The sequence below is a fragment of the Azospirillum oleiclasticum genome (genome assembly GCF_013423485.1).
Taxonomy (GTDB): domain Bacteria; phylum Pseudomonadota; class Alphaproteobacteria; order Azospirillales; family Azospirillaceae; genus Azospirillum; species Azospirillum oleiclasticum.
Map to the genome: position 1 here is coordinate 1 of NZ_JABFFR010000042.1, position 22,618 is coordinate 22,618.

Annotated in this window: 22 protein-coding genes, 1 tRNA gene and 1 pseudogene; 14 read left to right on the top strand and 10 right to left on the bottom strand. The window is 69.6% G+C overall.

The window, feature by feature from the left end:
- Together HL658_RS30815 and cueR are read right to left on the bottom strand one after the other, a co-directional pair.
- Nucleotides 1–255, bottom strand: a pseudogene (locus tag HL658_RS30815) (divergent polysaccharide deacetylase family protein); the annotation flags it as partial.
- Nucleotides 255–680, bottom strand: a complete 426-nt coding sequence (gene cueR / locus HL658_RS30820; RefSeq protein WP_180286367.1) for a Cu(I)-responsive transcriptional regulator — start codon at nt 678–680, stop codon at nt 255–257. The pseudogene HL658_RS30815 and the gene cueR, both read right to left, overlap by 1 nt.
- A 214-nt stretch (nt 681–894) precedes the next feature.
- On the opposite strand from cueR, the gene HL658_RS30825 reads away from it, so the two are divergent.
- The 7 genes from HL658_RS30825 (at nt 895) to lexA (ending at nt 6,318) form a co-directional block, all read left to right on the top strand.
- Complete coding sequence (locus HL658_RS30825; RefSeq protein ID WP_180286366.1) at nt 895–1,485, top strand: anthranilate synthase component II; 591 nt, start codon at nt 895–897, stop codon at nt 1,483–1,485.
- Nucleotides 1,482–2,531 (top strand): anthranilate phosphoribosyltransferase, encoded by a 1,050-nt coding sequence (trpD, locus tag HL658_RS30830; RefSeq protein WP_180286365.1) that lies wholly within the window; start codon nt 1,482–1,484, stop codon nt 2,529–2,531. The genes HL658_RS30825 and trpD overlap by 4 nt, the downstream gene beginning before the upstream one ends.
- Complete coding sequence (gene trpC, locus HL658_RS30835; protein ID WP_180286364.1) at nt 2,528–3,325, top strand: indole-3-glycerol phosphate synthase TrpC; 798 nt, start codon at nt 2,528–2,530, stop codon at nt 3,323–3,325. Before trpD ends, trpC begins: the two co-directional genes overlap by 4 nt.
- Nucleotides 3,322–3,783, top strand: coding sequence for a GNAT family N-acetyltransferase (locus HL658_RS30840; protein WP_180286363.1), 462 nt, complete (start codon nt 3,322–3,324; stop codon nt 3,781–3,783). Before trpC ends, HL658_RS30840 begins: the two co-directional genes overlap by 4 nt.
- Nucleotides 3,780–4,265 carry a cyclic pyranopterin monophosphate synthase MoaC gene (gene moaC / locus HL658_RS30845; protein WP_180286362.1) on the top strand — a complete coding sequence of 162 codons (486 nt, stop codon included), beginning with the start codon at nt 3,780–3,782 and terminating at the stop codon, nt 4,263–4,265. Before HL658_RS30840 ends, moaC begins: the two co-directional genes overlap by 4 nt.
- On the top strand, nt 4,262–5,488 hold the full coding sequence (locus HL658_RS30850) for a molybdopterin molybdotransferase MoeA (RefSeq protein ID WP_180286361.1): 1,227 nt from the start codon (nt 4,262–4,264) through the stop codon (nt 5,486–5,488). Before moaC ends, HL658_RS30850 begins: the two co-directional genes overlap by 4 nt.
- 125 nt (nt 5,489–5,613) lie before the next feature.
- The gene (gene lexA / locus HL658_RS30855; protein ID WP_180286360.1) at nt 5,614–6,318 is read left to right on the top strand and encodes a transcriptional repressor LexA; all 705 of its coding nucleotides are present in this window, start codon (nt 5,614–5,616) and stop codon (nt 6,316–6,318) included.
- 4 nt (nt 6,319–6,322) lie between these two features.
- On the opposite strand, the gene HL658_RS30860 is transcribed toward lexA, so the two are convergent.
- The gene (locus HL658_RS30860; RefSeq protein WP_180286359.1) at nt 6,323–8,476 is read right to left on the bottom strand and encodes a ComEC/Rec2 family competence protein; all 2,154 of its coding nucleotides are present in this window, start codon (nt 8,474–8,476) and stop codon (nt 6,323–6,325) included.
- A gap of 101 nt (nt 8,477–8,577) precedes the next feature.
- Here HL658_RS30860 and gltX point away from each other — a divergent pair, with 101 nt between their 5' ends.
- From gltX to HL658_RS30875, 3 genes are all read left to right on the top strand, one after another.
- Nucleotides 8,578–9,978 (top strand): glutamate--tRNA ligase, encoded by a 1,401-nt coding sequence (gene gltX, locus HL658_RS30865; RefSeq protein ID WP_180286358.1) that lies wholly within the window; start codon nt 8,578–8,580, stop codon nt 9,976–9,978.
- 109 nt (nt 9,979–10,087) lie between these two features.
- Nucleotides 10,088–11,407 carry a citrate synthase gene (gltA, locus tag HL658_RS30870; protein ID WP_180286357.1) on the top strand — a complete coding sequence of 440 codons (1,320 nt, stop codon included), beginning with the start codon at nt 10,088–10,090 and terminating at the stop codon, nt 11,405–11,407.
- On the top strand, nt 11,400–11,609 hold the full coding sequence (locus tag HL658_RS30875) for a hypothetical protein (protein WP_180286356.1): 210 nt from the start codon (nt 11,400–11,402) through the stop codon (nt 11,607–11,609). The genes gltA and HL658_RS30875 overlap by 8 nt, the downstream gene beginning before the upstream one ends.
- On the opposite strand, the gene HL658_RS30880 is transcribed toward HL658_RS30875, so the two are convergent.
- Nucleotides 11,606–12,214: a glutathione S-transferase family protein gene (locus HL658_RS30880; RefSeq protein WP_180286355.1), complete on the bottom strand. Its 609-nt coding sequence runs from the start codon at nt 12,212–12,214 to the stop codon at nt 11,606–11,608. The two genes, HL658_RS30875 and HL658_RS30880, sit on opposite strands and share 4 nt — an antisense overlap.
- Nucleotides 12,215–12,432: 218 nt before the next feature.
- Between HL658_RS30880 and HL658_RS30885 the strand changes: the two genes are divergently transcribed.
- Genes HL658_RS30885 through cysW form a run of 3 tightly spaced genes read left to right on the top strand, consistent with a single transcriptional unit; the run spans nt 12,433 to nt 15,168 of the window.
- A complete protein-coding gene (locus HL658_RS30885; RefSeq protein ID WP_211109897.1) occupies nt 12,433–13,449 on the top strand; it encodes a sulfate ABC transporter substrate-binding protein in 1,017 nt (338 codons plus the stop codon).
- Between the two features lie 46 nt (nt 13,450–13,495).
- Entirely contained in the window at nt 13,496–14,308 is an 813-nt protein-coding gene (cysT, locus tag HL658_RS30890; RefSeq protein ID WP_343055392.1) for a sulfate ABC transporter permease subunit CysT, read from the top strand.
- Nucleotides 14,305–15,168: a sulfate ABC transporter permease subunit CysW gene (cysW, locus tag HL658_RS30895; protein ID WP_180286354.1), complete on the top strand. Its 864-nt coding sequence runs from the start codon at nt 14,305–14,307 to the stop codon at nt 15,166–15,168. Before cysT ends, cysW begins: the two co-directional genes overlap by 4 nt.
- A gap of 64 nt (nt 15,169–15,232) precedes the next feature.
- Here cysW and HL658_RS30900 read toward each other — a convergent pair whose 3' ends face one another.
- The 6 genes from HL658_RS30900 to HL658_RS30925 all read right to left on the bottom strand — a co-directional run bounded on the left by HL658_RS30900 (nt 15,233) and on the right by HL658_RS30925 (nt 22,118).
- Nucleotides 15,233–16,315 carry a hypothetical protein gene (locus tag HL658_RS30900; RefSeq protein ID WP_180286353.1) on the bottom strand — a complete coding sequence of 361 codons (1,083 nt, stop codon included), beginning with the start codon at nt 16,313–16,315 and terminating at the stop codon, nt 15,233–15,235.
- 248 nt (nt 16,316–16,563) lie between these two features.
- Nucleotides 16,564–16,639: transfer RNA gene (locus HL658_RS30905), tRNA-Lys, on the bottom strand.
- 96 nt (nt 16,640–16,735) lie between these two features.
- Entirely contained in the window at nt 16,736–17,284 is a 549-nt protein-coding gene (gene coaD / locus HL658_RS30910; RefSeq protein ID WP_180286352.1) for a pantetheine-phosphate adenylyltransferase, read from the bottom strand.
- A 56-nt stretch (nt 17,285–17,340) separates the two neighbouring features.
- The gene (gyrA, locus tag HL658_RS30915) at nt 17,341–20,127 is read right to left on the bottom strand and encodes a DNA gyrase subunit A (protein ID WP_180286351.1); all 2,787 of its coding nucleotides are present in this window, start codon (nt 20,125–20,127) and stop codon (nt 17,341–17,343) included.
- Nucleotides 20,128–20,292: 165 nt separating this feature from the next.
- Nucleotides 20,293–21,564, bottom strand: a complete 1,272-nt coding sequence (locus tag HL658_RS30920) for an MATE family efflux transporter (RefSeq protein WP_343055393.1) — start codon at nt 21,562–21,564, stop codon at nt 20,293–20,295.
- A 266-nt stretch (nt 21,565–21,830) separates the two neighbouring features.
- On the bottom strand, nt 21,831–22,118 hold the full coding sequence (locus HL658_RS30925; RefSeq protein ID WP_180286349.1) for a ribbon-helix-helix domain-containing protein: 288 nt from the start codon (nt 22,116–22,118) through the stop codon (nt 21,831–21,833).
- Between the two features lie 216 nt (nt 22,119–22,334).
- Here HL658_RS30925 and HL658_RS30930 point away from each other — a divergent pair, with 216 nt between their 5' ends.
- On the top strand, nt 22,335–22,532 hold the full coding sequence (locus HL658_RS30930) for a hypothetical protein (protein WP_180286348.1): 198 nt from the start codon (nt 22,335–22,337) through the stop codon (nt 22,530–22,532).
- Nucleotides 22,533–22,618: the final 86 nt, after the last annotated feature.

The following is a 22,618-nucleotide window of genomic DNA, read 5'->3' on the forward strand; positions in this document are numbered from 1 at the left end:
GGCGGGCGGCGGCGGGGCCGGCGGCGGAACCGCTGCCGCTGCCGGAGCCGCCTCGCGCGCCGCCGGCTTCGGAGCAGGGGCCGCGGCGGGGGCCACCGGCACGCTGGCCGCGACCGGCGCCGGCTCCGCCGGTTCCCGCGACAGCGTCGACGCCACCCAGCCGATGCCGAAGGCCGCCATCACGGCGGCCAACGCCAGCAGGAAGGGGTTGGCGAGCAGGCGGCGCGGCGGCGGCGCCTTGGCGCGGCGCGCCATCAGGCGGTTCCCCCGCCGCAGCAGTCACCGCCGGTCGACGGATCGGCCAGCCCTTCGAGGATCGGGCAGTCGGGCCGGTCGTCGCCGTGGCAGCGCTCGACCAGCGTCGCCAGCGTCCGGCGGATGCTCTGCAACTCCGCGACTTTGGCGTCGATGGCGTGGATGTGGCCTTCCGCCAGGGCGCGCACGTCGGCGCTCGCGCGGTGCCGGTCGTTCCACAGCGCCAGCAGGCTGGCGACATCCTTCACCGGAAAGCCCAGCGAGCGTGCCCGGTGCACGAAGCGCAGCGTCTCCACGTCGCGCCGATCGTACACGCGGTAGCCGGCCGCCGTCCGCCCGGCCGACGGGATCAGCCCCACGCTCTCGTAATAGCGGATGGTCTTGGCGGCCACGCCCGAGCGCTTGGCCGCTTCCCCGATGTTCATCGCCCGCATCCCGCCCCAATGGCCCACCACACTGCCCCGCGCCGGAGCCTCGCACCGGCGCCCCCGGCTTGCAACGCATCATGCGCCACGACGTTGCACCTTCCCACCACGGGAAGGTCAAGCCCTTCGCTTGTCTCCGAAGCGCTGGCAATCCGCGGATCGGGCGGCTAGGGTACGGCTTTCGGAACGGGGCCGGAACGCGCCGGGTGACGCCATGATTCTGCTCATCGACAACTACGACAGCTTCACCTACAACCTCGTCCATTATCTGGGCGAGCTGGGCGCCGAGGTGTGGGTGCGCCGCAACGACGCTCTGACGGCGGAAGAGGCGCTGGCGCTGCGCCCCGACGGCATCGTGCTGTCCCCCGGCCCCTGCGATCCCGACAAGGCCGGCGTCTGCCTGCCCCTGATCGCCGCCGCCGCCAAGGCCTCCGTGCCGCTGCTCGGCGTCTGCCTCGGCCATCAGGCGATCGGCCAGTCCTTCGGCGGCCGCGTCATCCGCGCGCCGGAACCGATGCACGGCAAGGTGGACGCCATGCACCACGCCGGCCGCGGCCTGTTCCAGGGCGTGCCCAGCCCCCTCACCGCGACCCGCTACCACAGCCTGATCGTCGAACGCTCCACCCTGCCCGATTGCCTGGAGGTGACGGCGGAGACGGCGGACGGGCTGATCATGGCGATGCAGCACCGGACCCTGCCGATTCACGGCGTGCAGTTCCACCCCGAAAGCATCGCCAGCGAGCACGGTCACGACCTGCTGCGCAATTTCCTCGCCACCACCCGCCCGCTGGAGCACGCGGCATGAGCGCCACGGCTTCGGGCGACATCGGCGACATGAAGGCGATCATCGGCCGCGTCGCGGCCGGTGCCACGCTGACGGAGGCGCAGGCCTCCGCCGCCTTCGACATCATCATGTCCGGCAACGCCACCCCGTCGCAGATGGGCGGCTTCCTGATGGCGCTGCGCGTGCGCGGAGAGACGGTGGAGGAGATCGCCGGTGCCGCGCGCGTGATGCGCGCCAAGGCCGTGCCCATCGACTCGCCCCCCGGCACCATCGACACCTGCGGCACCGGCGGTGACGGGGCCGGCACCTTCAACATCTCCACCGCCGCGGCACTGGTGGCCGCCGCCTGCGGCGTGCCGGTCGCCAAGCACGGCAACCGCGCCATGTCGTCCAAGTCGGGTGCGGCGGACGTGCTGGCCGCACTCGGCGTCAACCTCGACTGCGACATGGCGCTGGTGCGCAAGGCGCTGTGGGAGGCCAGGATCGGCTTCCTGATGGCGCCGCGGCACCACCTCGCCATGCGCAACGTCGGCCCGACGCGGGTGGAGCTGGGCACCCGCACCATCTTCAACCTGCTGGGGCCGCTGTCCAACCCGGCCGGCGCGAAGCGCCAGCTCCTCGGCGTCTTCGACGCCAAATGGGTGGAGCCGCTGGCCCATGTGCTGAAGCGGCTGGGGTCGGAATCGGCCTGGGTCGTGCACGGCTCCGACGGGCTGGACGAGATCACCACCACCGGCCCCTCCACCGTCGCCCAGCTCCGCGACGGCGAGGTCACGGTGTTCGAGGTGACGCCGGAGGAGGCGGGGATCTTCCGCGCCCATCCCGAGCATCTGAAGGGCGGCGACGCCCACACCAACGCCGAGGCGATCCGCGCCCTGTTCGACGGCGCCCACGGGGCTTACCGCGACATCGTGGTGCTGAACGCCGCCGCCGCACTGGTCGTCGCCGGCACCGCCCGCGACTTGAAGGACGGCGCCGAGGCCGCCCGCCACGCGCTCGACGGCGGCGGCGCCCGCACCGTGCTGCGGGCGCTGGTGGACATCAGCAACGAGGGCACGCCGGCATGAGCGACGTCCTCACCCGCATCTGCGACGACACCCGCGCCGAGGTCGCCCGCCGGAAGGCGGTGCGGCCCTTCGCGGCGGTGGATGCCGACGCCCGGGCCGCCGGCCCGACCCGTGGCTTCGCCGCCGCACTCGCCGCCACCCACGCCGCCGGGCGCCACGCGCTGATTGCGGAGATCAAGAAAGCAAGCCCGTCCAAGGGCCTGATCCGGGCCGATTTCGACCCGCCGGAGCTGGCCCGCGCCTATCTGGCGGGCGGGGCGACCTGCCTGTCCGTGCTGACCGACCAGCCCTATTTCCAGGGCCGCGACGAGTATCTGCTGGCCGCCCGCGCCGCGGTGCCGCTTCCCGTGCTGCGCAAGGATTTCATGGTAGACCCTTGGCAGATCGCGGAATCCCGCGCGCTGGGGGCGGACTGCATCCTGATCATCATGGCCGCCGTCGATGACGCGCTGGCCGCCGAACTCGCCGCCGCCGCCCGCGACTACGGCATGGACGCGCTGGTCGAGGTGCACGACGCCGCGGAACTCGACCGGGGCCTGCGCGTCGACGCCCCGCTTATCGGCGTCAACAACCGCAATCTCAAGACCTTGGCCGTGGATCTTCGGACGACGGTGGAGCTGGCGCCGCGGGTCCCGTCCGACCGCCTCCTGGTCGCTGAAAGCGGCCTGAACAGCCCCGCCGACCTCGCCCGTATGACCGCGGTCGGCGCCCGCGCCTTCCTCATCGGCGAATCCCTGATGCGGCAAGCCGACGTGACCGCGGCGACGCGGGCGATCCTGGGAGTGCCTGCATGACGGGTGCAACCATCACCCTCGCAGACCCGCATCTTCCCGAAGCCGTGGCGCTGATCGAGGAACTCGATCGGTATCTGGACGGGTTGTACCCGGCGGAAGCCAACTTCCTGGCCGACATCGATGCCTTGGCCGGCACCAACATGCGATTCCTGCTGGCGCGGAAGGACGGCGAAGCCGTCGGTTGCGTGGCCCTTCGCGTCGACCCGGACGGCTATGGGGAGATCAAGCGGATGTATGTGCGGCCGGATCAGCGCGGCAACGGGCTTGGCCGGCACCTCCTGGCGCGGTTGGAGGCGGAGGCGCACGCAGCCGGGTTGCGCGCCATCAGGCTGGAGACGGGTCATCGGCAACCCGAGGCGGTGTCACTTTACCGGAGATACGGATTCACCGACCGCGGTCCGTTCGCCGACTACCCGGATATCCCGAGCAGCCTGTTTCTTGAAAAGGCGCTCCCATGACCACCGGCTTCACCCACTTCGATTCCGAAGGCCGCGCCGTGATGGTGGACGTCTCCGCCAAGGAGGCGACGGAGCGGACGGCGACCGCGCGCGGGTCCGTGCTCATGCGGCCGGAAACGGTGCGGCTGATCATCGACGGCGGAGTGAAGAAGGGCGACGTGCTGTCGGTGGCGCGGCTCGCCGGCATCATGGGGGCCAAGCGCACGCCGGACCTGATCCCGCTCTGCCACCCGCTGGCCCTCACCTCGGTGAAGGTCGACCTGTCGGTGGACGAGGCGCGCAACGCCGTGGACATCACCGCCACCTGCAAGCTGAAGGGCCGCACCGGCGTGGAGATGGAGGCGCTGACCGCCGTCGGGGTCGCGGCCCTCACCGTCTACGACATGTGCAAGGCGGTCGACCGCGGGATGACCATCACCGATATGCGGCTGGTCCACAAGGCCGGCGGCAAAAGCGGCGACTGGGGCGCCCCGGCGGAATGACCGTGGACGCCCTGCCGGTCGAGGAGGCGCTGGCGCGCATCCTGGACGGGCTGCGGCCCCTGCCGGCGGAGATCGTGCCCCTCACCGACGGGCTCGGCCGCGTCCTGGCCGAGCCGGTGGTCGCCCGCCTGACCCAGCCACCCTTCGCCAACGCCGCCATGGACGGCTGGGCGGTGCGATCCGCCGATCTTGCCAGCGCGTCTGAAGATCGCCCAGTAAGGCTGCGCCGCATCGGCGAGTCGGCCGCCGGCAACGCGTATGCCGGCACGGTCGGGCCGCAGGAGACCGTGCGCATCTTCACCGGCGCGCCGATGCCTGACGGCGCCGACGCGGTGGTGATGCAGGAGGACGCGCGCGACCTGGGCGACGCGGTCGAGCTGGTTCACCCGGTGCAGGCCGGGCGATTCGTGCGGCCGGCCGGGCTGGATTTCCAGGCGGGGACGGTCCTCCTCCCCGCCGGGCGGCGGCTGACGGCGCGCGATGTCGGGCTGGCGGCGGCGGCCGGCTGGCCCTGGCTCAGGGTGCGCCGCCGCCCGCGCGTCGCCATCCTGCCGACCGGCGACGAGGTGGCCCTGCCGGGGGAGCCGCTGGGGCCGCACCAGATCGTCAGCTCCAACGCCATCGCGCTGGCCGCCATGGTCGCCACCCAGGGCGGCATCGCGGTCAATCTGGGGATCGCGGCGGACGAGGCCGGCCGGCTGTCGGATCTCGCCGCCGGAGCCGCGGGGGCCGATCTGCTGGTGACCAGCGGCGGGGCCGCGGCCGGCGCGCACGACCATGTGCGCGGGCTGCTCGACGGGCCGCCCGTTGTGTCGCGCGTGGCGATGCGTCCCGGCGGGGGTCTGGTTTTTGGATGGACAGGAGGCGTGCCGCTGCTGGGGCTGCCCGGAAACCCGGTCTCCACCGGAATCGCCGCCGTGCTGTTCCTGATCCCGATCCTGCGCGCCTTGCAGGGGCTGCCGCCGGGACCCGTCGTCGGCACCGCGACCCTCGGCGCCCCGCTGCGCGCCAACCCCGGCCGGCGCGACCACATCCGCGCCCGGCTGGAGGTCGCCCTGTCCGGTTCCGCCGTCGCCACCCCGCTCGACCGCCAGGACAACGCCCAGATGTCCGGCTTCGCCGCCGCCGATGCGCTGATCGTCCGCCCCGCAGGCGCGCCCGCGGGCAAGGCCGGCGCGGTGGTGGAAATCATCGCCTTGTCCGGCGGCTGTCTGGACCTCTGACGTGTACTCCTTTATGGTTACGGACTGGTAATATCCTCTTGACGCCGCGGGTGAACCAAACTAGAACAGGTGCATAGGTTTATCCTTTGTTCCCGCTTTGGTGCGGTTATGGGCCGGAGGCGATGATGCTGACGCGCAAGCAACACGAGCTGTTGCTTTTCATCAATGAGCGCCTGGGCCAGGGCGGCGTCTCGCCGTCCTTCGACGAGATGAAGGACGCGCTGGGCCTGCGCTCCAAGTCCGGCATCCACCGTCTGATCACCGGGCTGGAGGAGCGCGGCTTCATCCGCCGCCTGCCCCACCGCGCCCGCGCGCTGGAGGTGGTGCGCCTGCCCGAGGGGCTGGAAGGCACCCGCCCCCGCCCGCCGCGCACCAAGTTCCAGCCCAACGTCATCAAGGGCGACTTCTCCGGCGCTCTGCCAGGCCGCGAGGTGGCGAACACGGCGGAGACGATCCAGCTCCCGCTGTACGGACGCATCGCCGCCGGCACGCCGATCGAGGCGTTGCGCGACCACTCCAACATGATCGACGTGCCGGCCAGCATGCTGTCGCCGGGCGACCACTACGCGCTCCAGGTGGCCGGTGATTCGATGGTCGAGGCCGGCATCCTCGACGGCGACACGGTGGTCATCCAGCGCTGCGAGACCGCCGACAACGGCAGCATCGTCGTGGCGCTGGTGGAGGACCACGAGGTGACCCTGAAGCGCCTGCGCCGCAAGGGCCACACCATCGCGCTGGAGCCGGCGAACGCCGCCTACGAGACCCGCATCTTCGGTGCCGACCGCGTGAAGGTGCAGGGCCGCCTCGTCGGGCTGATGCGGAAATACTGATCGGTCAGAACCCCGTCCAGGGCCGGTCGCCGCGCGTCGAGCGGACGGTGACCACCCGCAGCCCGTCCGCGGTCAGGTGCAGCGCGTGCGCCCCCTCCCGTCGCAAGGCGCGGGAGTCCACCACCACGGGGGCGCGGCAGCGCCGCACGGCGGTGGCGGCGATCACCGCCACCGCACCGGTGCAATCCTCTTCCATCGCCTGGGAGTCGCGCAGGATCGCCACGGTCCGGCCGTCCTTGCGGTAGAGGCAGCCGAGCGTGTCACAGGACAGCCGCCCGTCCGCCGACCGCCCCACCCGCGGCCAGGGCGGACCCGCCTCGCGCACCCCGTCCCGGCGCAGCCAGGTCTGCGCTGCGTGGCGCTCGGCGCGGGCCGACGACAGGGCGAGCGAGCCGTCGGCGGCGCGCACCGCCATCAGGTCACCGTCGTCGCTGACCAGCAGATCCGGCCGCTCCACCCACAGGGCGGACATCAGCCCGGCGGCGATCAGCGGCAGCCCGGCCAGCCGCCAGCGCTCCCGCCACAGGCACAGCCACAGGCCGCCGACGGTCACCAGCACCAGCCCCGCCACCGGCATCGCCGGCACCAGCGCGGTGGCGCCCGGCCAGCCGGCCGTGGTGCGCGCCACCCACAGGATGGCGGTGACGCCCCACCCCATGGCGACCAGCGCCGGCTCCTCCCAGCCCAGCGGCATCAGGGCGTAGGCGATCAGGCTCCACGGCATCACCCAGAAGGAGGTGACCGGCACCGCGGCCATGTTCGCCACCACGCCGTAGAAGGCGACGGTCTGGAAATGGAAGAGCGAGAAGGGCGTGGTCGCCAGGGTGGCGACCACGCTGGTCAGCGCCACCCCGCCCAGATACAGCGCCGCCCGCCCCGGCAGGTTCAGTCCGGCGCGCCAGCCGGCGATGCGCGGGCTCATCACCTCATAGGCGGCGATCAGCGCCACCACCGCCCCGAACGACATCTGGAAGCTGGGGCCGAGCATGGCGTCGGGGGCCACCAGGATCACCACGGCGGCGGCGAAGGCGACCAGCCGCATGCTGAAGGGGTCGCGGTCGACCAGCACCGCGATCAGCGCCAGCCCCGTCATCAGCACCGACCGCAGGGTCGGCACCGGCGCCCCCACCACCAGCGTGTAACCGACCGCGGCGAGAAGCCCGCAGACCGCGGCGATCTTCTTGATCGGCCAGCGCAGGGCCACCGGCTCGACCAGCGCCAGCAGCGCCCGCACCACCATGAACACGATCCCGGCGACCAGCCCGATGTGCAGCCCGGAGATCGACAGCAGATGCGCCAGCCCGCTGTCCCGCATCGCCTGCATGGCCGGTTCCGGAATCCCCGTCTGCTCGCCGTTGAGCAGCGCCGTGGTGATGCCGGCCTCGGCCGGGTCCGCCACCGCCTGCGCCACCCGCTCCGCGATGTGCCCCCGCAGCTGTTCCATGGTCGCGGAGACGGCCGTCCAGCCGGTCTTCGCCGGCGGCGCCACCGTGTCGGGCGGGCCCAGCGCGTAGCCGACCCCGCCGATCCCCTCGAAGAAGGCGTGGCGCTGGAAGTCGTAGGCGCCGGGGGCCGGCGGGCGCGGCGGCGGGTGCAGGATGGCGCGCAGGCGCACGGTCTCTCCCGGCACCGGCCGGCCATGCCGCGCCGCCAGCCGCACCCTTACCCGCTCCGGCGTCGCCGCCGCGGCCAGCCGTTCGATCACCGGTGCCGCCAGCACCAGCCGGACGCCGTCCTCCATCCTCTCGACCGCCGCCACCCGGCCGGTCACCATCACCGGCCCGACCTCGCGCGCCAGCATGGGGGCAGCGACCGACGCTGTGCGCGCCTGCCCCGCGGCGAAGCCCGCCGCCAGGAAGGTCGCGCCCAGCAGCAGCCAGAACGGCCCGGGCCTGTTCCGGACGACAACGGCGAGCAGCCCCAGCACCGCCGCCGCCGCGGCCCCGCTCCAGCCCGGCGGCTCCACCGGCAGCGCGAAATATGCGGCGTTCCCCGCCCCCATGACGACCGGCAGCCACAGCCCCCATCGCCCGCGCTCCGCCGCCAGCCGGTCCGCCAGCCAGCCAGCCAGCCGGGCAAGCGCCGCGCGCGGCCAGCCCGGCGGCGCGGGCGGGGCCGCCACCGTCGATTCGCCGTCGTCGAACAGGCTCTCCGTCACCGCATGGCCGCCCCGGCGATCCGGGCATTCGCACCCGATGCCCGGTTCGTGTTACATGAATGGTCCATCCTAGCAGCGCGCTCTTGGGAATTGTGCCACCGATGACCGTCGTCACCCGTTTCGCCCCCTCGCCCACCGGCTTCCTCCACATCGGCGGTGCGCGCACGGCCTTGTTCAACTGGCTGTACGCCCGCCGGCACGGTGGCACCTTCCTGCTGCGCATCGAGGACACCGACCGCCAGCGCTCCACCGACGCGGCGGTGGACGCGATCCTGGACGGCCTCTCCTGGCTGGGGCTTGAGTGGGACGGCGACGCGGTGTCGCAGTTTGCCCGCAAGGACCGCCACGCCGAGGTCGCCAACGAGATGCTGCGGCAGGGCCGCGCCTACCACTGCTACGCCTCGCCGGCGGAGCTGGAGGAGATGCGCGCGGCGCAGAAGGCCGCCGGCCAGCCGGTGCGCTACGACGGCCGCTGGCGCGACCGCGACCCGTCGGAGGCGCCGGCCGGCGTCGCCCCGGTGATCCGTCTGAAGGTCCCGCAGGAGGGGGAGACGCTCCTGCGCGATCACGTGCAGGGCGAGGTGCGCGTGCAGAACGCCCAGCTCGACGACCTGATCCTGCTGCGCGCCGACGGCACCCCCACCTATCTGCTGGCCGTGGTGGTGGACGACCACGACATGGGGGTGACGCACGTCATCCGCGGCGACGACCACCTGACCAACACCTTCCGCCAGATCCAGATCTACAACGCCATGGGCTGGTCGCTGCCGGAGTTCGCGCACATCCCGCTGATCCACGGGCCGGACGGGGCGAAGCTGTCGAAGCGGCACGGGGCGCTGGGCGTCGATGCCTACCGTGACATGGGCTACCTGCCGGAAGCGGTGCGCAACTACCTGCTGCGGCTGGGTTGGGCGCATGGCGACGACGAGATCATCAGCACCGATCAGGCCACCGAGTGGTTCAACCTGGAGGGCATCGGCCGCTCGCCCTCGCGATTCGACTTCGCCAAGCTGGAGAACCTGAACGGCCACTACATGCGCATGGCCGACGACGCCCGGCTGGTGGACCTGATCGTGCCGCGCCTCGAATCGGAGCTCGGCCGCAACCTGTCCGACGACGAGCGGGCCAGGCTGCTGCGGTCGATGAACGGGCTGAAGCAACGCGCCAAGACGGTGGTCGAGCTGGCCGCCAGCGCGCGTTTCCTGGTCGCCGCCCGCCCGCTGCCGCTGGACGCAAAGGCGGCGGCGCTGCTCGACGGCAACGGCCGCGCGCTGCTGGCCGACCTCGCCGCCCTGCTCGCGGAGACCGCGGACTTCACGGCATCCGCCATCGAGGGTGCGGTGCGACAATTCGCCGAAGGCCGGGGGGAGAAGCTGGGCAAGGCGGCACAGCCCCTGCGTGCGGCATTGACCGGCTCCACGGTCTCCCCCCCCATCTTCGAGGTGGCGGAAATCCTTGGCCGGACGGAGACTTTGGCGCGGATGCAGGATGCCCTGCGGTGACCGTCGGGGATAATTTCCCTGCGTTGCCAACGCTTGGCCTTGGAACTATGCTGCGCCGATTCGTAACGGGCGCAAAGCCCCAACCCTATAACGACAAGGACGTGCCGAGATGACCCAGACTGCGTCCAAGGCCACCGAGGATACCGTAACCCTCACCGACAACCGCACGGGCAAGCAGGTCACCATGCCCGTGCTGCACGGGTCCACGGGACCGAGCGTCATCGACATCCGCAAGCTCTATGCGGCCACGGGCAGCTTCACCTACGATCCCGGCTTCACCTCGACCGGAAGCTGTGAATCCAAGATCACCTTCATCGACGGCGACGAGGGCGTGCTGCTGCACCGCGGCTACGCCATCCAGGACCTCGCCGAGCATTGCGATTTCCCCGAGGTCTGCTTCCTTCTCCTGAACGGCCATCTGCCGGACGCGGCGGAGAAGGAGAATTTCGAGGGCATCATCCGCCGCCACACCATGGTGCACGAGCAGCTCACCCGCTTCTTCAGCGGGTTCCGACGCGACGCGCACCCGATGGCCATCATGTGCGGTGTGGTCGGCGCCCTGTCGGCCTTCTACCACGACAGCACCAACATCGATGATCCGAAGCAGCGGATGATCGCGTCGCACCGTCTGGTCGCCAAGATTCCGACGCTCGCCGCCATGGCCTACAAATACTCGGTCGGCCAGCCCTTCATGTACCCGCGGAACGATCTCAGCTATTCCGAGAACTTCCTGTACATGACCTTCGGCACGCCGTGCGAGCCGTACAAGGTGAACCCGATCCTGTCCCGCGCCATGGACAAGATCTTCATCCTGCACGCCGACCACGAGCAGAACGCTTCGACCTCCACCGTTCGTCTGGCCGGCTCCTCGGGCGCCAACCCCTTCGCCTGCATCGCCGCCGGCATCGCCTGCCTGTGGGGTCCCGCCCATGGTGGTGCCAACGAGGCCGTGCTGAAGATGCTGGAGGAGATCGGCTCCGTCGATCGCATCCCGGAGATCGTCCGCCGCGCCAAGGACAAGAACGACAACTTCCGCCTCATGGGCTTCGGCCACCGGGTCTACAAGAACTACGACCCGCGCGCCCAGGTCATGCGCGCGACGTGTCACGAGGTGCTGGGCGAACTCGGCATCAAGGACGAGCCGCTGCTCGACATCGCCATGGAGCTGGAGAAGATCGCGCTCGAGGACGAGTACTTCATCGAGAAGAAGCTCTACCCGAACGTCGATTTCTACTCCGGCATCATCCTGAAGGCGATGGGCTTCCCGACCAGCATGTTCACCGTGCTGTTCGCGCTGGCGCGCACCGTCGGCTGGATTTCGCAGTGGAAGGAAATGATCGAGGACAAGGACCAGAAGATCGGCCGCCCGCGGCAGCTCTACACCGGCGAGACCCGGCGGGACTTCGTCCCGCTGGCGCAGCGTGGCTGACCGGCCGACCGCGCAGAAGGGGACGGGAGGCTCCGGCGGAGCCTCCTGCAACCTCACGGATTATGTCGTTCCGGCGCGCCGGCTGCGGCTTCCGCACCCGCCCGCCAACGACAACCGGGTGCCCCTGCGCCGGAAGATCGTCCGGGCGGCGATCATCGGCGCTCTGCTCGCGGCCTCCGTGGCGGTGCTGGTCACGCTCTAGCCCTGCGTGATCGGGATGTGCGGCGTGTCGGCCGCAACACGATCGAGCCATGCCCGCAGCGCGGGATAGGCGGCGAGATCGAATCCGCCCTCGTCCGCCACATGGGTGTAGGCGTAGAGCGCGATGTCGGCGATGGTCAGCCGGTCCCCGACGAAGAACGCCCGATCCTTCAGATGCCCCTCCATGACGCCCAGCGCGTCATAGCCCTGCCGCCGCTTTCCCGGCTCGGCCATCCGGCGTTCCGCCGTCATCTCCACCTTGTGGGTGATCCAGTAGCGCAGCGTCGCGACGTTCGGCTCGTGGCTGTACTGCTCGAAGAACATCCATTGCAGCACCTGCGCCCGCTCCAGCCGGTCGGCGGGCAGAAAACGCGTGCCCTCCGCCAGATACCAGAGGATGGCGTTCGATTCGGGCAGGATGGTGCCGTCCTCCAGCGCCAGGGCCGGCACGCGGCCGTTCGGATTCTTGGCGAGGAAGTCCGGCGTGCGCGTCTCGCCGCGGTCGATGTCCATCTCGATCCGCTCGACCGGGATCGCCAGTTTGTGCAGCAGAAGCCGCACCTTGTACGCGTTGCCGGAGGACAGGTTGTCGTAGAGCCGCAGCATCGGGAATCCTCTGGGAAAACATCCGCACCCGGATGAGATCACGCGCCACGGCAAGCGGCCAAGGGGAAAATGCGCGCACCGCACCGCCCATATTTCACATGATAAAATTGTTTTTATATGTTTTTTCTGTTGAATTTCGCGCCAGCCGCATCCACCATCCTCCCGCCGGGGCGGCCGTTGCCCCGGATCAGCGCCTCGGGCGGTCGAAAGGTGAAGCGATGAAGACGATGTTCCGGGCGGCGGCGGTGGCCGCGGCGATCACGGTGGGCATGGCGGCCGGTGCTGTGCGGGCGGAGGCGCCCACCACGTTGCTGAACGTGTCCTACGACATCGCGCGCGAGCTGTACGTGCAGGTGAACGAGGCCTTCGGGAAGGCCTGGAAGGCCAAGACCGGCCAGACGGTGGAGATCAGCCAGTCGCATGGCGGCTCCTCGCGCCAGGCCCGCGCCATCATCGAGGGGCTGCAGGCCGATGTCGTCACCTTCAACCAGGTGCTGGACGTGCAGGCGCTGCACGACCGCGGCAAGCTGATCCCCGCGAACTGGCAGGCGCGCCTGCCCAACAACAGCTCCCCCTACTACTCCCTGCCCGCCTTCCTCGTGCGCAAGGGCAACCCCAAGGGCATCAAGGACTGGAACGACCTGATCCGCAGCGACGTCGAATCGGTCTTCCCGAACCCGAAGACCTCCGGCAACGCCCGCTACACCTATCTCGGCGCCTACGCCTACGCGCTCGACCGGAACAACAGCGATCAGGCCAAGGCGACGGAGTTCGTGAAGGCGCTGCTGGCCCGTGTGCCGGTCTTCGACACCGGGGGTCGCGCAGCCACGACGACCTTCGTCGAGCGGCAGATCGGCGACGTCCTCATCACCTTCGAGGCCGAGGTCTACGGCATCCGCCGCGAGTATGGGGAGGACAAGTTCGACATCGTCGTCCCGTCCCTGTCCATCCTGGCCGAGTTCCCGGTGTCCGTCGTCGACAAGGTGGTGGACAAGCGCGGCTCGCGCGAGCTGGCGACCGCCTATCTGAACTTTCTCTACGGGCCGGAGGGGCAGGATATCCTGGCCCGCAACTTCAACCGCATCCACGATCCCGAGGTCGCCAAGCGCTATGAGGCGCAGTTCCCCAAGCTGAGGCTGGTCACCATCGAGGAGGTGTTCGGCGGCTGGGAAAAGGCCAACAAGGATCACTTCGCGTCGGGTGGCATTCTTGACCGTGTCTTCGTCAACCGTTGAGCCCTTGGCCGGAACGCCGGCCGCGGCGCGGCGGCGTCCCCGCTCCGTGTTGCCCGGATTCGGCCTGACGCTCGGCTGCACCCTGCTGTTCCTCGCCCTGGTGGTGGCACTGCCGCTGGCGGCGCTGCTGATGAAGTCCGCCGCGCTGGGTTGGGCGGACTTCCTGGCCGTGGTGGGGTCGCCGCGGGCGCTCGCCACCTACCGGGTGACGGTCGGAGCGGCGCTGGCGGCCACGCTCTTCAACATGGCCTTCGGGCTGCTGATCGCCTGGATCCTCGTGCGCTACGAGTTTCCGGGGCGGCGGGCGCTCGACGCGCTGGTGGATCTGCCCTTCGCCCTGCCCACCGCGGTGGCCGGCATCGCGCTGACCGGGCTGTTCGCCGGCAACGGCTGGTTCGGCCAGTTCCTGGAACCGCTGGGCATCAAGGTGGCGCACAGCGTCACCGGCATCGCCGTCGCCATGGCCTTCACCAGCGTCCCCTTCGTGGTGCGCACGGTGCAGCCGGTGCTGGAGGACATGGACCCCGAGCTGGAGGAGGCTGCCCGCAGCCTGGGCGCCACCGAGCGGCAGGTGTTCGCCCGCGTCGTGTTTCCGGTGATCCTGCCGGCCTGGCTGGCCGGCGGCTCGCTGGCCTTCGCCCGCAGCCTGGGGGAGTTCGGGGCCATCATCTTCATCGCCGGCAACCTGCCCTTCCGCACCGAGATCACCGCGCTGCTGGCCTTCATCCGGCTGGAGGAGTTCGATTATTCCGGCGCCGCGGCGATCGCCACGGTGATGCTGCTCGCCGCCTTCCTGCTGCTGGTGCTGGTCAACCTGCTTCAGGCCTGGCAGCTCCGCTATCTGGACAAGACGCCATGAGCACCCGCCCCCTGCACCGCGTCCCCGTCACCGGCCGCCCGGCGGCGATGCTGCTGGTCGGAACCGGCATGCTGCTGGCGGCGCTGGTTCTGGTGGCCCCCATCCTCGCCATCGCCGTGAACGCCTTCGGCGCCGGGGTCGGCCACTACCTCGCCACCGTCACCCACCCCGACACGCTGCACGCCATCGGACTGACGGTGCTGACGGCCATCGTGGTGGTGCCGGTCAACATCGCCTTCGGAGTCTGCGCGGCCTGGGCCATCTGCCGCTTCCGCTTTCCCGGCCGCAAGCTGCTGATCGCGGTGATCGAGGTGCCCTTCTCCGTCTCGCCGGTGGTGGCCGGCGTCGCCTACCTGTTCGTCTATGGCGACCAGGGGCTGTTCGGCGACGCGCTGGCGGCCATGGACGTGCAGGTGATGTTCACGGTGTGGGCGATCTTCCTGGTCAGCCTGTTCGTCACCAGCCCCTATGTCGCCCGCGAGCTGATCCCGCTGATGCAGGTCCAGGGCAGCGAGGGGGAGGAGGCGGCGATCTCGCTGGGCGCCTCCGGCCTGCGCACCTTCCTGCACGTCACGCTGCCCAACATCAAATGGGGCCTGCTGTACGGCGCCATCCTCTGCAACGCGCGGGTGATGGGGGAGTTCGGCGCCGTGTCGGTGGTGTCCGGCAACATCCGCGGCCAGACCAACACGCTGCCGCTGCACATCGAGCTGCTCTACCACGATTACAACACGGCGGGCGCCTTCGCCGCGGCGACGACGCTGGCCGTTCTGGCCGTGCTGACGCTGGTCGTCAAAACCACCATCGAACGCCGCACCGCCGCCCTGCGGCGGGAGGCGATGGAGGACGGGGCGGCGTAAGGGGAGATACCGGAGCCAAGACGGAGCCGGGCGCCCGGCGGCGAGGACCGCCGGGCCCCGTCCATCAGCCCGCGGCCAAAGCCGCCCGCGAGAGTGGGCGCCCCTCACGGAAGCCGTAATAGACGTAATGGCTCGCCGCGTTGGCCGCCGTGAACCCGGCGCGCGCGACATCGGGGTTTGCGGCCAGATAGGCGGCGCCGTTGAAGCTCGTGGTCGTCCGCCCTTCCCCGCGACCAAAAGCGAGATAATGCTGGACCGCGGAGGAAAGGTTGGTGCCGAAGGCCCGCAGCAGGTCGCCATTGCTCGCCAGATAGCCGAGCGTGTTGAAGCTGGCCGAACGTCCCTCGCGCGCGCCGTTGGTCAGCCAGTGCGACAGGGCCGATCCCGCGTTGATTCCGAACGCGGCTTGAACGTCGCCGTTCGCCGCGAGGTACTGCATCGGGTCGAAACCGCTGGTCGACCGTCCCTCGGCGCGACCATAATTCATGTAGTGCCTGGCGGCGGCGACCGTGTTCGTTCCGAACGCCACGGCCAAATCCCGGTTGGCCGCTGAATAGGCAGTCGCGTCGAAAATCAGGCTGGAGAGCGTAGTAGCATAAAATGAATTGTAGTAAATCGATCCAACACTCTTCATTACTATTTCTCCGCCTTTTGTAATCAGGCGGTAAAATTCTCCTTCACGCAGAGCCACCATTTCAGGAGATGTATTGTTGTAGGTGTACCCATCGGAAATTTTGAGAACGTCCCCACCGCCTCCGCCATCTATATAATCACTTCCACCCCAATACTCGAAGCTATCGGTGTATCTGGTACCATAAATGATATCATTGCCGCCGAATATGGCGCGCTTCGCCGTCGTGGTCGCACCACTGTTTACCCAGCCGAGAAATGTCCCGGCATCTATGCTGATACCGCTCATGTCGTAGGCCGCGACCCCGCCCGTCACCTCGATCGCCCGGTTGAGGGTGCCAGCGATACCGCCGTTCGGGTAGGTGAAGCTGCCGTAAAAATCGACCCAGGCCGTTGACGACCACGACGCGCGGATCTGGTTGGCTGTCGATATGGTGATGGACGCGGAGGGGAGGTTGGACAGAGTCGCGGTGGTCATATTGATCGGTACGTTGCCAGTCGCGACGAGCGTCGTCATACGATTTCTCTCCGGTCTCCGATCATCGATCGCGCGCATCGCCACGCGGAAATTCTCTCGATAAGACTAGCAGACCGCCGAGCGAAAGCCCGCAACATTTTGCAACGAGAGAAGACCTTTCCTAACCCGCAGCGCAAACGACACGCCGTTCAGCCGGCCAGTCGCAGCATCGCGAAGATCGGGGAGCGTCGGGAATGAGCGGTTGGGGAGCGGGCCGTCCAGCCCCCGATCCGATGTCATCGACTGTATGGTGAGCGCGCTGGGATTCGAACCCAGGACCTACTGATTAAAAGTCAGTTGCTCTACCGACTGAGCTACGCGCTCGCTCACCCGTGGGTCGGGCGGAACATAGGGCGGGGGCCGGGGCGGGTCAACCGTGCTCGTGGGGGTGACCGGCCCGACCCGCGCTTTTTCCGACAGCTATTCCTTCAGGGTCTGGACGCGCTTGCTGTGGTCGCCGTTGCCGGCCTCCTGGGCGAAACGCTCGGTCAGTTGCTTGGCGACGCGGGGGCTGACGAAATGGGTGATGTCGCCGCCGAGACGGCCGATCTCCTTCACGAAGCGCGAGGAGATGAACTGGTGCTTCTCGGAGGCCATGAGGAACATGGTCTCGACCTTCGGGTTCAGGCGGGCGTTCATGCCGGCCATCTGGAACTCGTACTCGAAGTCCGACACCGCGCGCAGGCCACGGATGATCACGCCGGCCTGCATCTCCACCGCGAAATGCATCAGCAGATTGTCGAAGGGCCGCACCTCGATGACGGAGCCGTTGCGCTCCAGCACCGCCACATCCTCCTCCACCATGCGCACCCGCTCGTCGGTGGAGAAGAGCGGGCCCTTGCCGGCGTTGCGGGCGACGCCGACGATCAGCCGGTCGACCAAGCGGGAGGCGCGCTGGATGATGTCCAGGTGCCCGTTGGTGATTGGGTCGAAGGTGCCGGGATAGACACCGATGCGTTCCTTGCTCATGGGTGCGTCCTTAGATTCCTTCAACCCCGATCCCACCGGCCCCGATCCGCCACCGGTCACGTGGCGGCGTCCTCCGGACCGGTCACCGCCGGCCCCGCGTCCGGCCCGCCCTCTGGGCCCGTCTCCGGCGCCTCGGCGACGGTGGAACCGTTGCCGTCCTCCTCTTCCGCGATGGAGGCGACGGAGACGACGCGCTCCTCGGCGCCGACGCGGAACAGGGTGACGCCTTGGGTCTTGCGGCCGGCGACGCGCACGTCGTGGATGGGCATGCGGATCACCTGCCCGCCGTTGGTGACCATCATCACCTGGGTGTTGCCGGTGACCGGGAAGGTGGCGACCATCTGCCCGTTGCGCCCGCTCATCTCCATGTTCCAGATGCCGCTGCCGCCACGGCCGGTCACCCGGTATTCGTAGGACGAGGTGCGCTTGCCGAAGCCGCGGTCGGACACGGTGAGCACATACTGCTCCCGCCGCTTCAGCTCCTCGTAGCGCTCGGGCGCCAGGGTGATGGCAGGACCGCTGTCCTCGTCCTCGCCGTCGGGAGCCGGCTCGCCGACGATGTCCAGCCCCTTGGCCCGCTCCAGCCGGAAGAAGGCGTCGCGCTCGGCCGAGCTGCACTCCACATGCGCCAGCGTGGACAGCGAGATCACCTCGTCGCCGTCGGCCAGCCGGATGCCGCGCACGCCGGTCGAGGTGCGGCCGGAGAAGACGCGCACATCGGGCACCGCGAAGCGGATGCATTTCCCCTGGCGGGTCGCCAGCAGGATGTCATCGTCCTCCGAGCAGGTGCGCACGCCGACCAGCCGCTCGCCCTCCTCCTCCAGCTTCATGGCGATCAGGCCGTTGGAGCGGATGTTGGCGAAGTCGGACAGCCGGTTGCGCCGCACATTGCCGCGCGAGGTGGCGAACACCACGTGCAGGTCACCCCAGGTCGCCTCGTCCTCCGCCAGCGCCAGCACGGTGGAGATGGTCTCCCCCTCCTCCAGCGGCAGCAAATTGACGAAGGCCTTGCCGCGCGCCTGCGGGTTGCCCAGCGGCAGGCGCCAGACCTTCAGCGTGTAGACCAGTCCGCGGGAGGAGAACAGCAGCAGCGGCGTGTGGGTGTTGGCGACGAACAGGTCGCTGACCGCGTCCTCCGCCTTCATGGTCATGCCCGACCGGCCCTTGCCGCCCCGCTTCTGCGCGCGGTAGGTGGACAGCGGCACCCGCTTGACGTAGCCGGACTGGCTGACCGTCACCACCATGTCCTCGCGCTGGATCAGGTCCTCGATGTCGGACTCGAACTCCAGATCCTGGATCTCGGTGCGGCGCGGGGTGCCGAACCGCTCCTTCATCTCGACCAGCTCGTCGCGCAGGATGCCCATCAGCTTGGCGCGGTTGGCGAGCGTCTCCAGATAGTCGGCGATCTGGTCGGTGACATCCTTCAGCTCGGCCGCGATGCGCTCGCGCTCCAGCCCGGTCAGGCGGTGCAGGCGCAAATCCAGAATGGCGCGCGCCTGCGGCTCGGACAACCGGTAGGTGTTGTTCCCGCTGACGCGGTAGCCGGGTTCGTCGATCAGCTCGATCAGCGGGCCGACGTCCTGCACCGGCCACTCGCGCGCGATCATCGCCTCGCGCGCCTCGGCCGGGTCGGGCGAGCGGCGGATCAGGGCGATCATCTCGTCCAGGTTGGCGACGGCGATGGCGAGGCCGACCAGGGTGTGCGCCCGTTCCCGCGCCTTGCCCAGCAGATACTCGGTGCGCCGGGTGATCACCTGCTCGCGGAAGCGGATGAAGGCGACGATGATCGGCAGCAGCCCCATCATCTCCGGCCGCCCGCCGTTCAGCGCCAGCATGTTGACGCCGAAGGAGGTCTGCAGCTGGGTGTGGCGGAAGAGCTGGTTCAGCACCACGTCCGGCACCGCGTCGCGCTTCAGCTCGATCACCACGCGCACGCCGTCGCGGTCGGATTCGTCGCGCAGGTCGGCGATGCCCTCGACGATCTTCTCGTTGACGACCTCGCCGATGCGCTCCATCAGCCGGGCCTTGTTGACCTGGTAGGGCACTTCGCTGACGATGATCGCCAGGCGGTCCTTGCGGACCTCCTCGATCTCGGTGCGCGCCCGCATGATCACCGAGCCGCGGCCGGTGTGATAGGCGGAGCGGATGCCGGAGCGGCCGAGGATCAGGGCGCCCGTGGGGAAATCCGGGCCGGGGACCAGCTCGATCAGCTCTTCGGTGGTGATGTCGGGGTTGTCGATGTAGGCGCAGCAGGCGTCGATCACCTCGCCCAGATTGTGGGTCGGGATGTTGGTCGCCATGCCCACGGCGATGCCGCCGGCGCCGTTCACCAGCAGGTTCGGGAAGCGCGCCGGCAGCACCTGCGGCTCGCGCCCCGAATCGTCGTAGTTCGGGCCGAAATCGACCGTGTCCTTGTCGATGTCGTCGAGCAGCGATTCCGCCGATTTGGCCAGCCGCGCCTCGGTGTAGCGCATGGCCGCCGGCGGGTCGCCGTCCATCGAGCCGAAATTGCCCTGCCCGTCGATCAGCGGCAGGCGCATGGAAAAATCCTGCGCCATGCGGACCATGGCGTCGTAGATCGCGCTGTCGCCGTGCGGGTGGTATTTGCCCATCACGTCGCCGACGATGCGCGCCGACTTCTTGTAGGGCTTGGTGCTGTCGTAGCCGCCTTCCTTCATCGCGTAGAGGATGCGGCGGTGCACGGGCTTCAGCCCGTCGCGCACGTCCGGCAGCGCCCGGCTCACGATCACGCTCATCGCGTAATCGAGGTAGGAACGCCGCATCTCGTCTTCGATGGTGACGGGGGCGATGTCGGAGGCGGGAGGAAGCGGCGTGTTGCTCAAGGACAGGAACCTGTGACTGCGGACGGCTTGCGGGTTGCCGGGGCAGGCGCGGTCACCCGCGGACCCGGCTCACGGCGTCGTATCTGTCGAAAAATTAACAGATTCCGCACATGCAAACAACCGGAACGACCAGCCAACCGCCCGACCTGACGGCCGGCCACCGGGTCACCGCCGGCACAGCCAGGCGAAGCGGCCGGCCAGGATGGTGACGGAAACCAGGCTGGCCACCAGGATCCCCTCGACCAGCCCGCGCTCGCCGCGCTCCAGCCCCAGCGCCAGATAGGCGGAAACCGGGATCATCACCACCGCGTAGGACACGAAGTGCAGCGCCGTCGGCACCCATGAATCGTTGCGCCCGCGCAGCGCGTTGCCCATCACCGTCTGCCCGCCGTCGGCCACCAGAACCAGGGCGGAGAAGGCGACCAGCGGCGCCACCCGCTCGATCAGCGCCGGGTCGGCGCTGTAGATGCCGGCGATCGGCGCCGGGAACAGGGCGTAGGCCACGCCGACCAGCGCCAGGAAGGCGCTGGTGACGCCCAGCCCCGTCCATCCGGCCAGCGCCATCTCCGCGGAGTCGCGGCGCCCGTACCCCACCGCCACCCGCACCGCGGTGGCCGACGCGACGCCGACCGCCGCCATGAAGGGCAGCGCGATCAGGTTCAGCGTCACCGTGTAAGCGGCGACCGCCATCGGGTCGATCAGCCCGGCGATCAGCCCCAGCCCGCCGAAGGCGAGGCTTTCCACGGCGAGGCTGAGCCCGGCGGCGTAGCCGAACCGCCGCTGTGCGCCGCCCTCGCGCCACCAGCCGCCGAATCCACCCCGTACGTTCCAGCGCTCGCGGTCCCTCAGGTTCCACACGTACAGCAGCAGGGCGATCGCCATGAACCAGCGTACGGCCGTCGTCGCCCAGGCCGAGCCGACCGCCCCCATGGCCGGCACCGGCCCCCAGCCCCAGACCAGAGCCCAGGCCAGCCCCGCGTTCACGATGTTGCCGGCGATCATCACCAGCATGCCGGGGACCGGCCGCTTCAGCCCTTCCAGGAAGAAGCCGAGCGCCACGTACAGCGCCATGGCCGGCAAGCCGGCCCCCAGCACCGCCAGCACCGCGGCACCCCGCTCGGCCATGTCCGGCGCCTGCCCGGTGGCCAGGAACAGCGGCTGCCCGAACAGCGCCAGCACGGCCATGATCAGCCCGATCAGCAGGGCGTATGGCAGGGAGCGGCGCAGCACCTTCCCGCACTCCTCCGGCCGGCCGGCGCCGACCGCCTGCGCGGTCATGGCGACGGTGCCCAGCAGCAGCCCCACGCCGGTCTGCACCATGAAGCTGGCCGGAAGATGGCCCAGCCCGTAATAGGCCAGCTCGCGCGCGCCGTAGCGGCCGACGATGGCCGCGTCGACGGCCATCATCACCATCAGCCCGACGCGCGAGACGATCACCGGCGCCGCCAGCCGGACCAGCTCGGCGACGTGGATGCGGACATGGTCGGTCAGGGTGGGGGGCGGTCAGCGCTCTCGCGGTCATCTCGGTCTCTCGCCCGCGCGTCGCCGCGGGGAGGCCATGATGCCGAGCCGCTGCCCGCGGTCAAGGCATTTGCCCGTTTGGCAGGCATGCCGACGGGGCCGGCGGGCGAGGCGCGCCCGGTCCGGCCGTGGGTGCGGGAGAGGGAACCGTCAGGTCACGGGCCAGGCGGCCCGAAGCGGGCTCAGGCGCGCTCCAGCTCGCGGTAGTAGTTGATGGCGTACACCCGCAGCCCCGTCTCCAGCGACATCCCGCGCAGATAGGTGAGGTGCACCAGTGTGCACAGCTCGTCCAGCGTGGTGCCCTCCAACGCGGCGATCTCCTCGAGCCCGCGCCACACCTGTTCCTCCAGCTCGACCATCTCGGCCGCGCCGCCAATGCGCAGCAGCCGTGCCTCCAGCTCGGGATAGAGGGCCAGCGTGGCGAGCGCGTGCTTGAGGCTGCTTGGCCGGGCTTTGCTGTCGATCTGCATGGCGGGTCTCCCAAGGAATTCCGCCACCCTACCCACATACCCCGGTATCGGACTGTGAAGTTCTTCACAGCGGCGGGGGCACATACCCTGGCATGCTCCCTCTCACGTCGGCCCCACCGGCGGGCCGCGGCAGCCGCGGCTCGCCAACGGCGGATTACCGGGGGTCGCCAGCCGAGTCCGCAACCAAACACCAATCACGATCAGGAGCAACACACCATGAACACCAACATCAGCAACGCCTCCCTCATCCGTGGCGCCGATGGCCGTCTGTTCGCCGTGTCCGCCCAGGGCGTGACCGAGATCGCCGAGCCCGGCGCCAGCGCCGCCCGCTCGACCCTGCGCTCCGGCGACCGTCTGGGCTTCGACGCCGCCGACCACGAGGCCGGCCGGATGATCATCACCCCGGGCATGTGATCCAAGGGCGTTCATCGCACCTTGTGATCGTCGGGCCGCGGCGGCCGCCACACCACACGGTGGCCAGCCGCGGACCCGCCCGCCCC

Excerpts from the sequence above, each read along its gene's own strand:
- cueR (WP_180286367.1), bottom strand. The coding sequence starts at position 680 with ATGAACATCGGGGAAGCGGCCAAGCGCTCGGGCGTGGCCGCCAAGACC.
- HL658_RS30825 (WP_180286366.1), top strand. The coding sequence starts at position 895 with ATGATTCTGCTCATCGACAACTACGACAGCTTCACCTACAACCTCGTC.
- trpD (WP_180286365.1), top strand. The coding sequence starts at position 1,482 with ATGAGCGCCACGGCTTCGGGCGACATCGGCGACATGAAGGCGATCATC.
- trpC (WP_180286364.1), top strand. The coding sequence starts at position 2,528 with ATGAGCGACGTCCTCACCCGCATCTGCGACGACACCCGCGCCGAGGTC.
- HL658_RS30840 (WP_180286363.1), top strand. The coding sequence starts at position 3,322 with ATGACGGGTGCAACCATCACCCTCGCAGACCCGCATCTTCCCGAAGCC.
- moaC (WP_180286362.1), top strand. The coding sequence starts at position 3,780 with ATGACCACCGGCTTCACCCACTTCGATTCCGAAGGCCGCGCCGTGATG.
- HL658_RS30850 (WP_180286361.1), top strand. The coding sequence starts at position 4,262 with ATGACCGTGGACGCCCTGCCGGTCGAGGAGGCGCTGGCGCGCATCCTG.
- lexA (WP_180286360.1), top strand. The coding sequence starts at position 5,614 with ATGCTGACGCGCAAGCAACACGAGCTGTTGCTTTTCATCAATGAGCGC.
- gltX (WP_180286358.1), top strand. The coding sequence starts at position 8,578 with ATGACCGTCGTCACCCGTTTCGCCCCCTCGCCCACCGGCTTCCTCCAC.
- gltA (WP_180286357.1), top strand. The coding sequence starts at position 10,088 with ATGACCCAGACTGCGTCCAAGGCCACCGAGGATACCGTAACCCTCACC.
- HL658_RS30880 (WP_180286355.1), bottom strand. The coding sequence starts at position 12,214 with ATGCTGCGGCTCTACGACAACCTGTCCTCCGGCAACGCGTACAAGGTG.
- HL658_RS30885 (WP_211109897.1), top strand. The coding sequence starts at position 12,433 with ATGAAGACGATGTTCCGGGCGGCGGCGGTGGCCGCGGCGATCACGGTG.
- cysW (WP_180286354.1), top strand. The coding sequence starts at position 14,305 with ATGAGCACCCGCCCCCTGCACCGCGTCCCCGTCACCGGCCGCCCGGCG.
- HL658_RS30900 (WP_180286353.1), bottom strand. The coding sequence starts at position 16,315 with ATGACGACGCTCGTCGCGACTGGCAACGTACCGATCAATATGACCACC.
- coaD (WP_180286352.1), bottom strand. The coding sequence starts at position 17,284 with ATGAGCAAGGAACGCATCGGTGTCTATCCCGGCACCTTCGACCCAATC.
- HL658_RS30925 (WP_180286349.1), bottom strand. The coding sequence starts at position 22,118 with ATGCAGATCGACAGCAAAGCCCGGCCAAGCAGCCTCAAGCACGCGCTC.
- HL658_RS30930 (WP_180286348.1), top strand. The coding sequence starts at position 22,335 with ATGAACACCAACATCAGCAACGCCTCCCTCATCCGTGGCGCCGATGGC.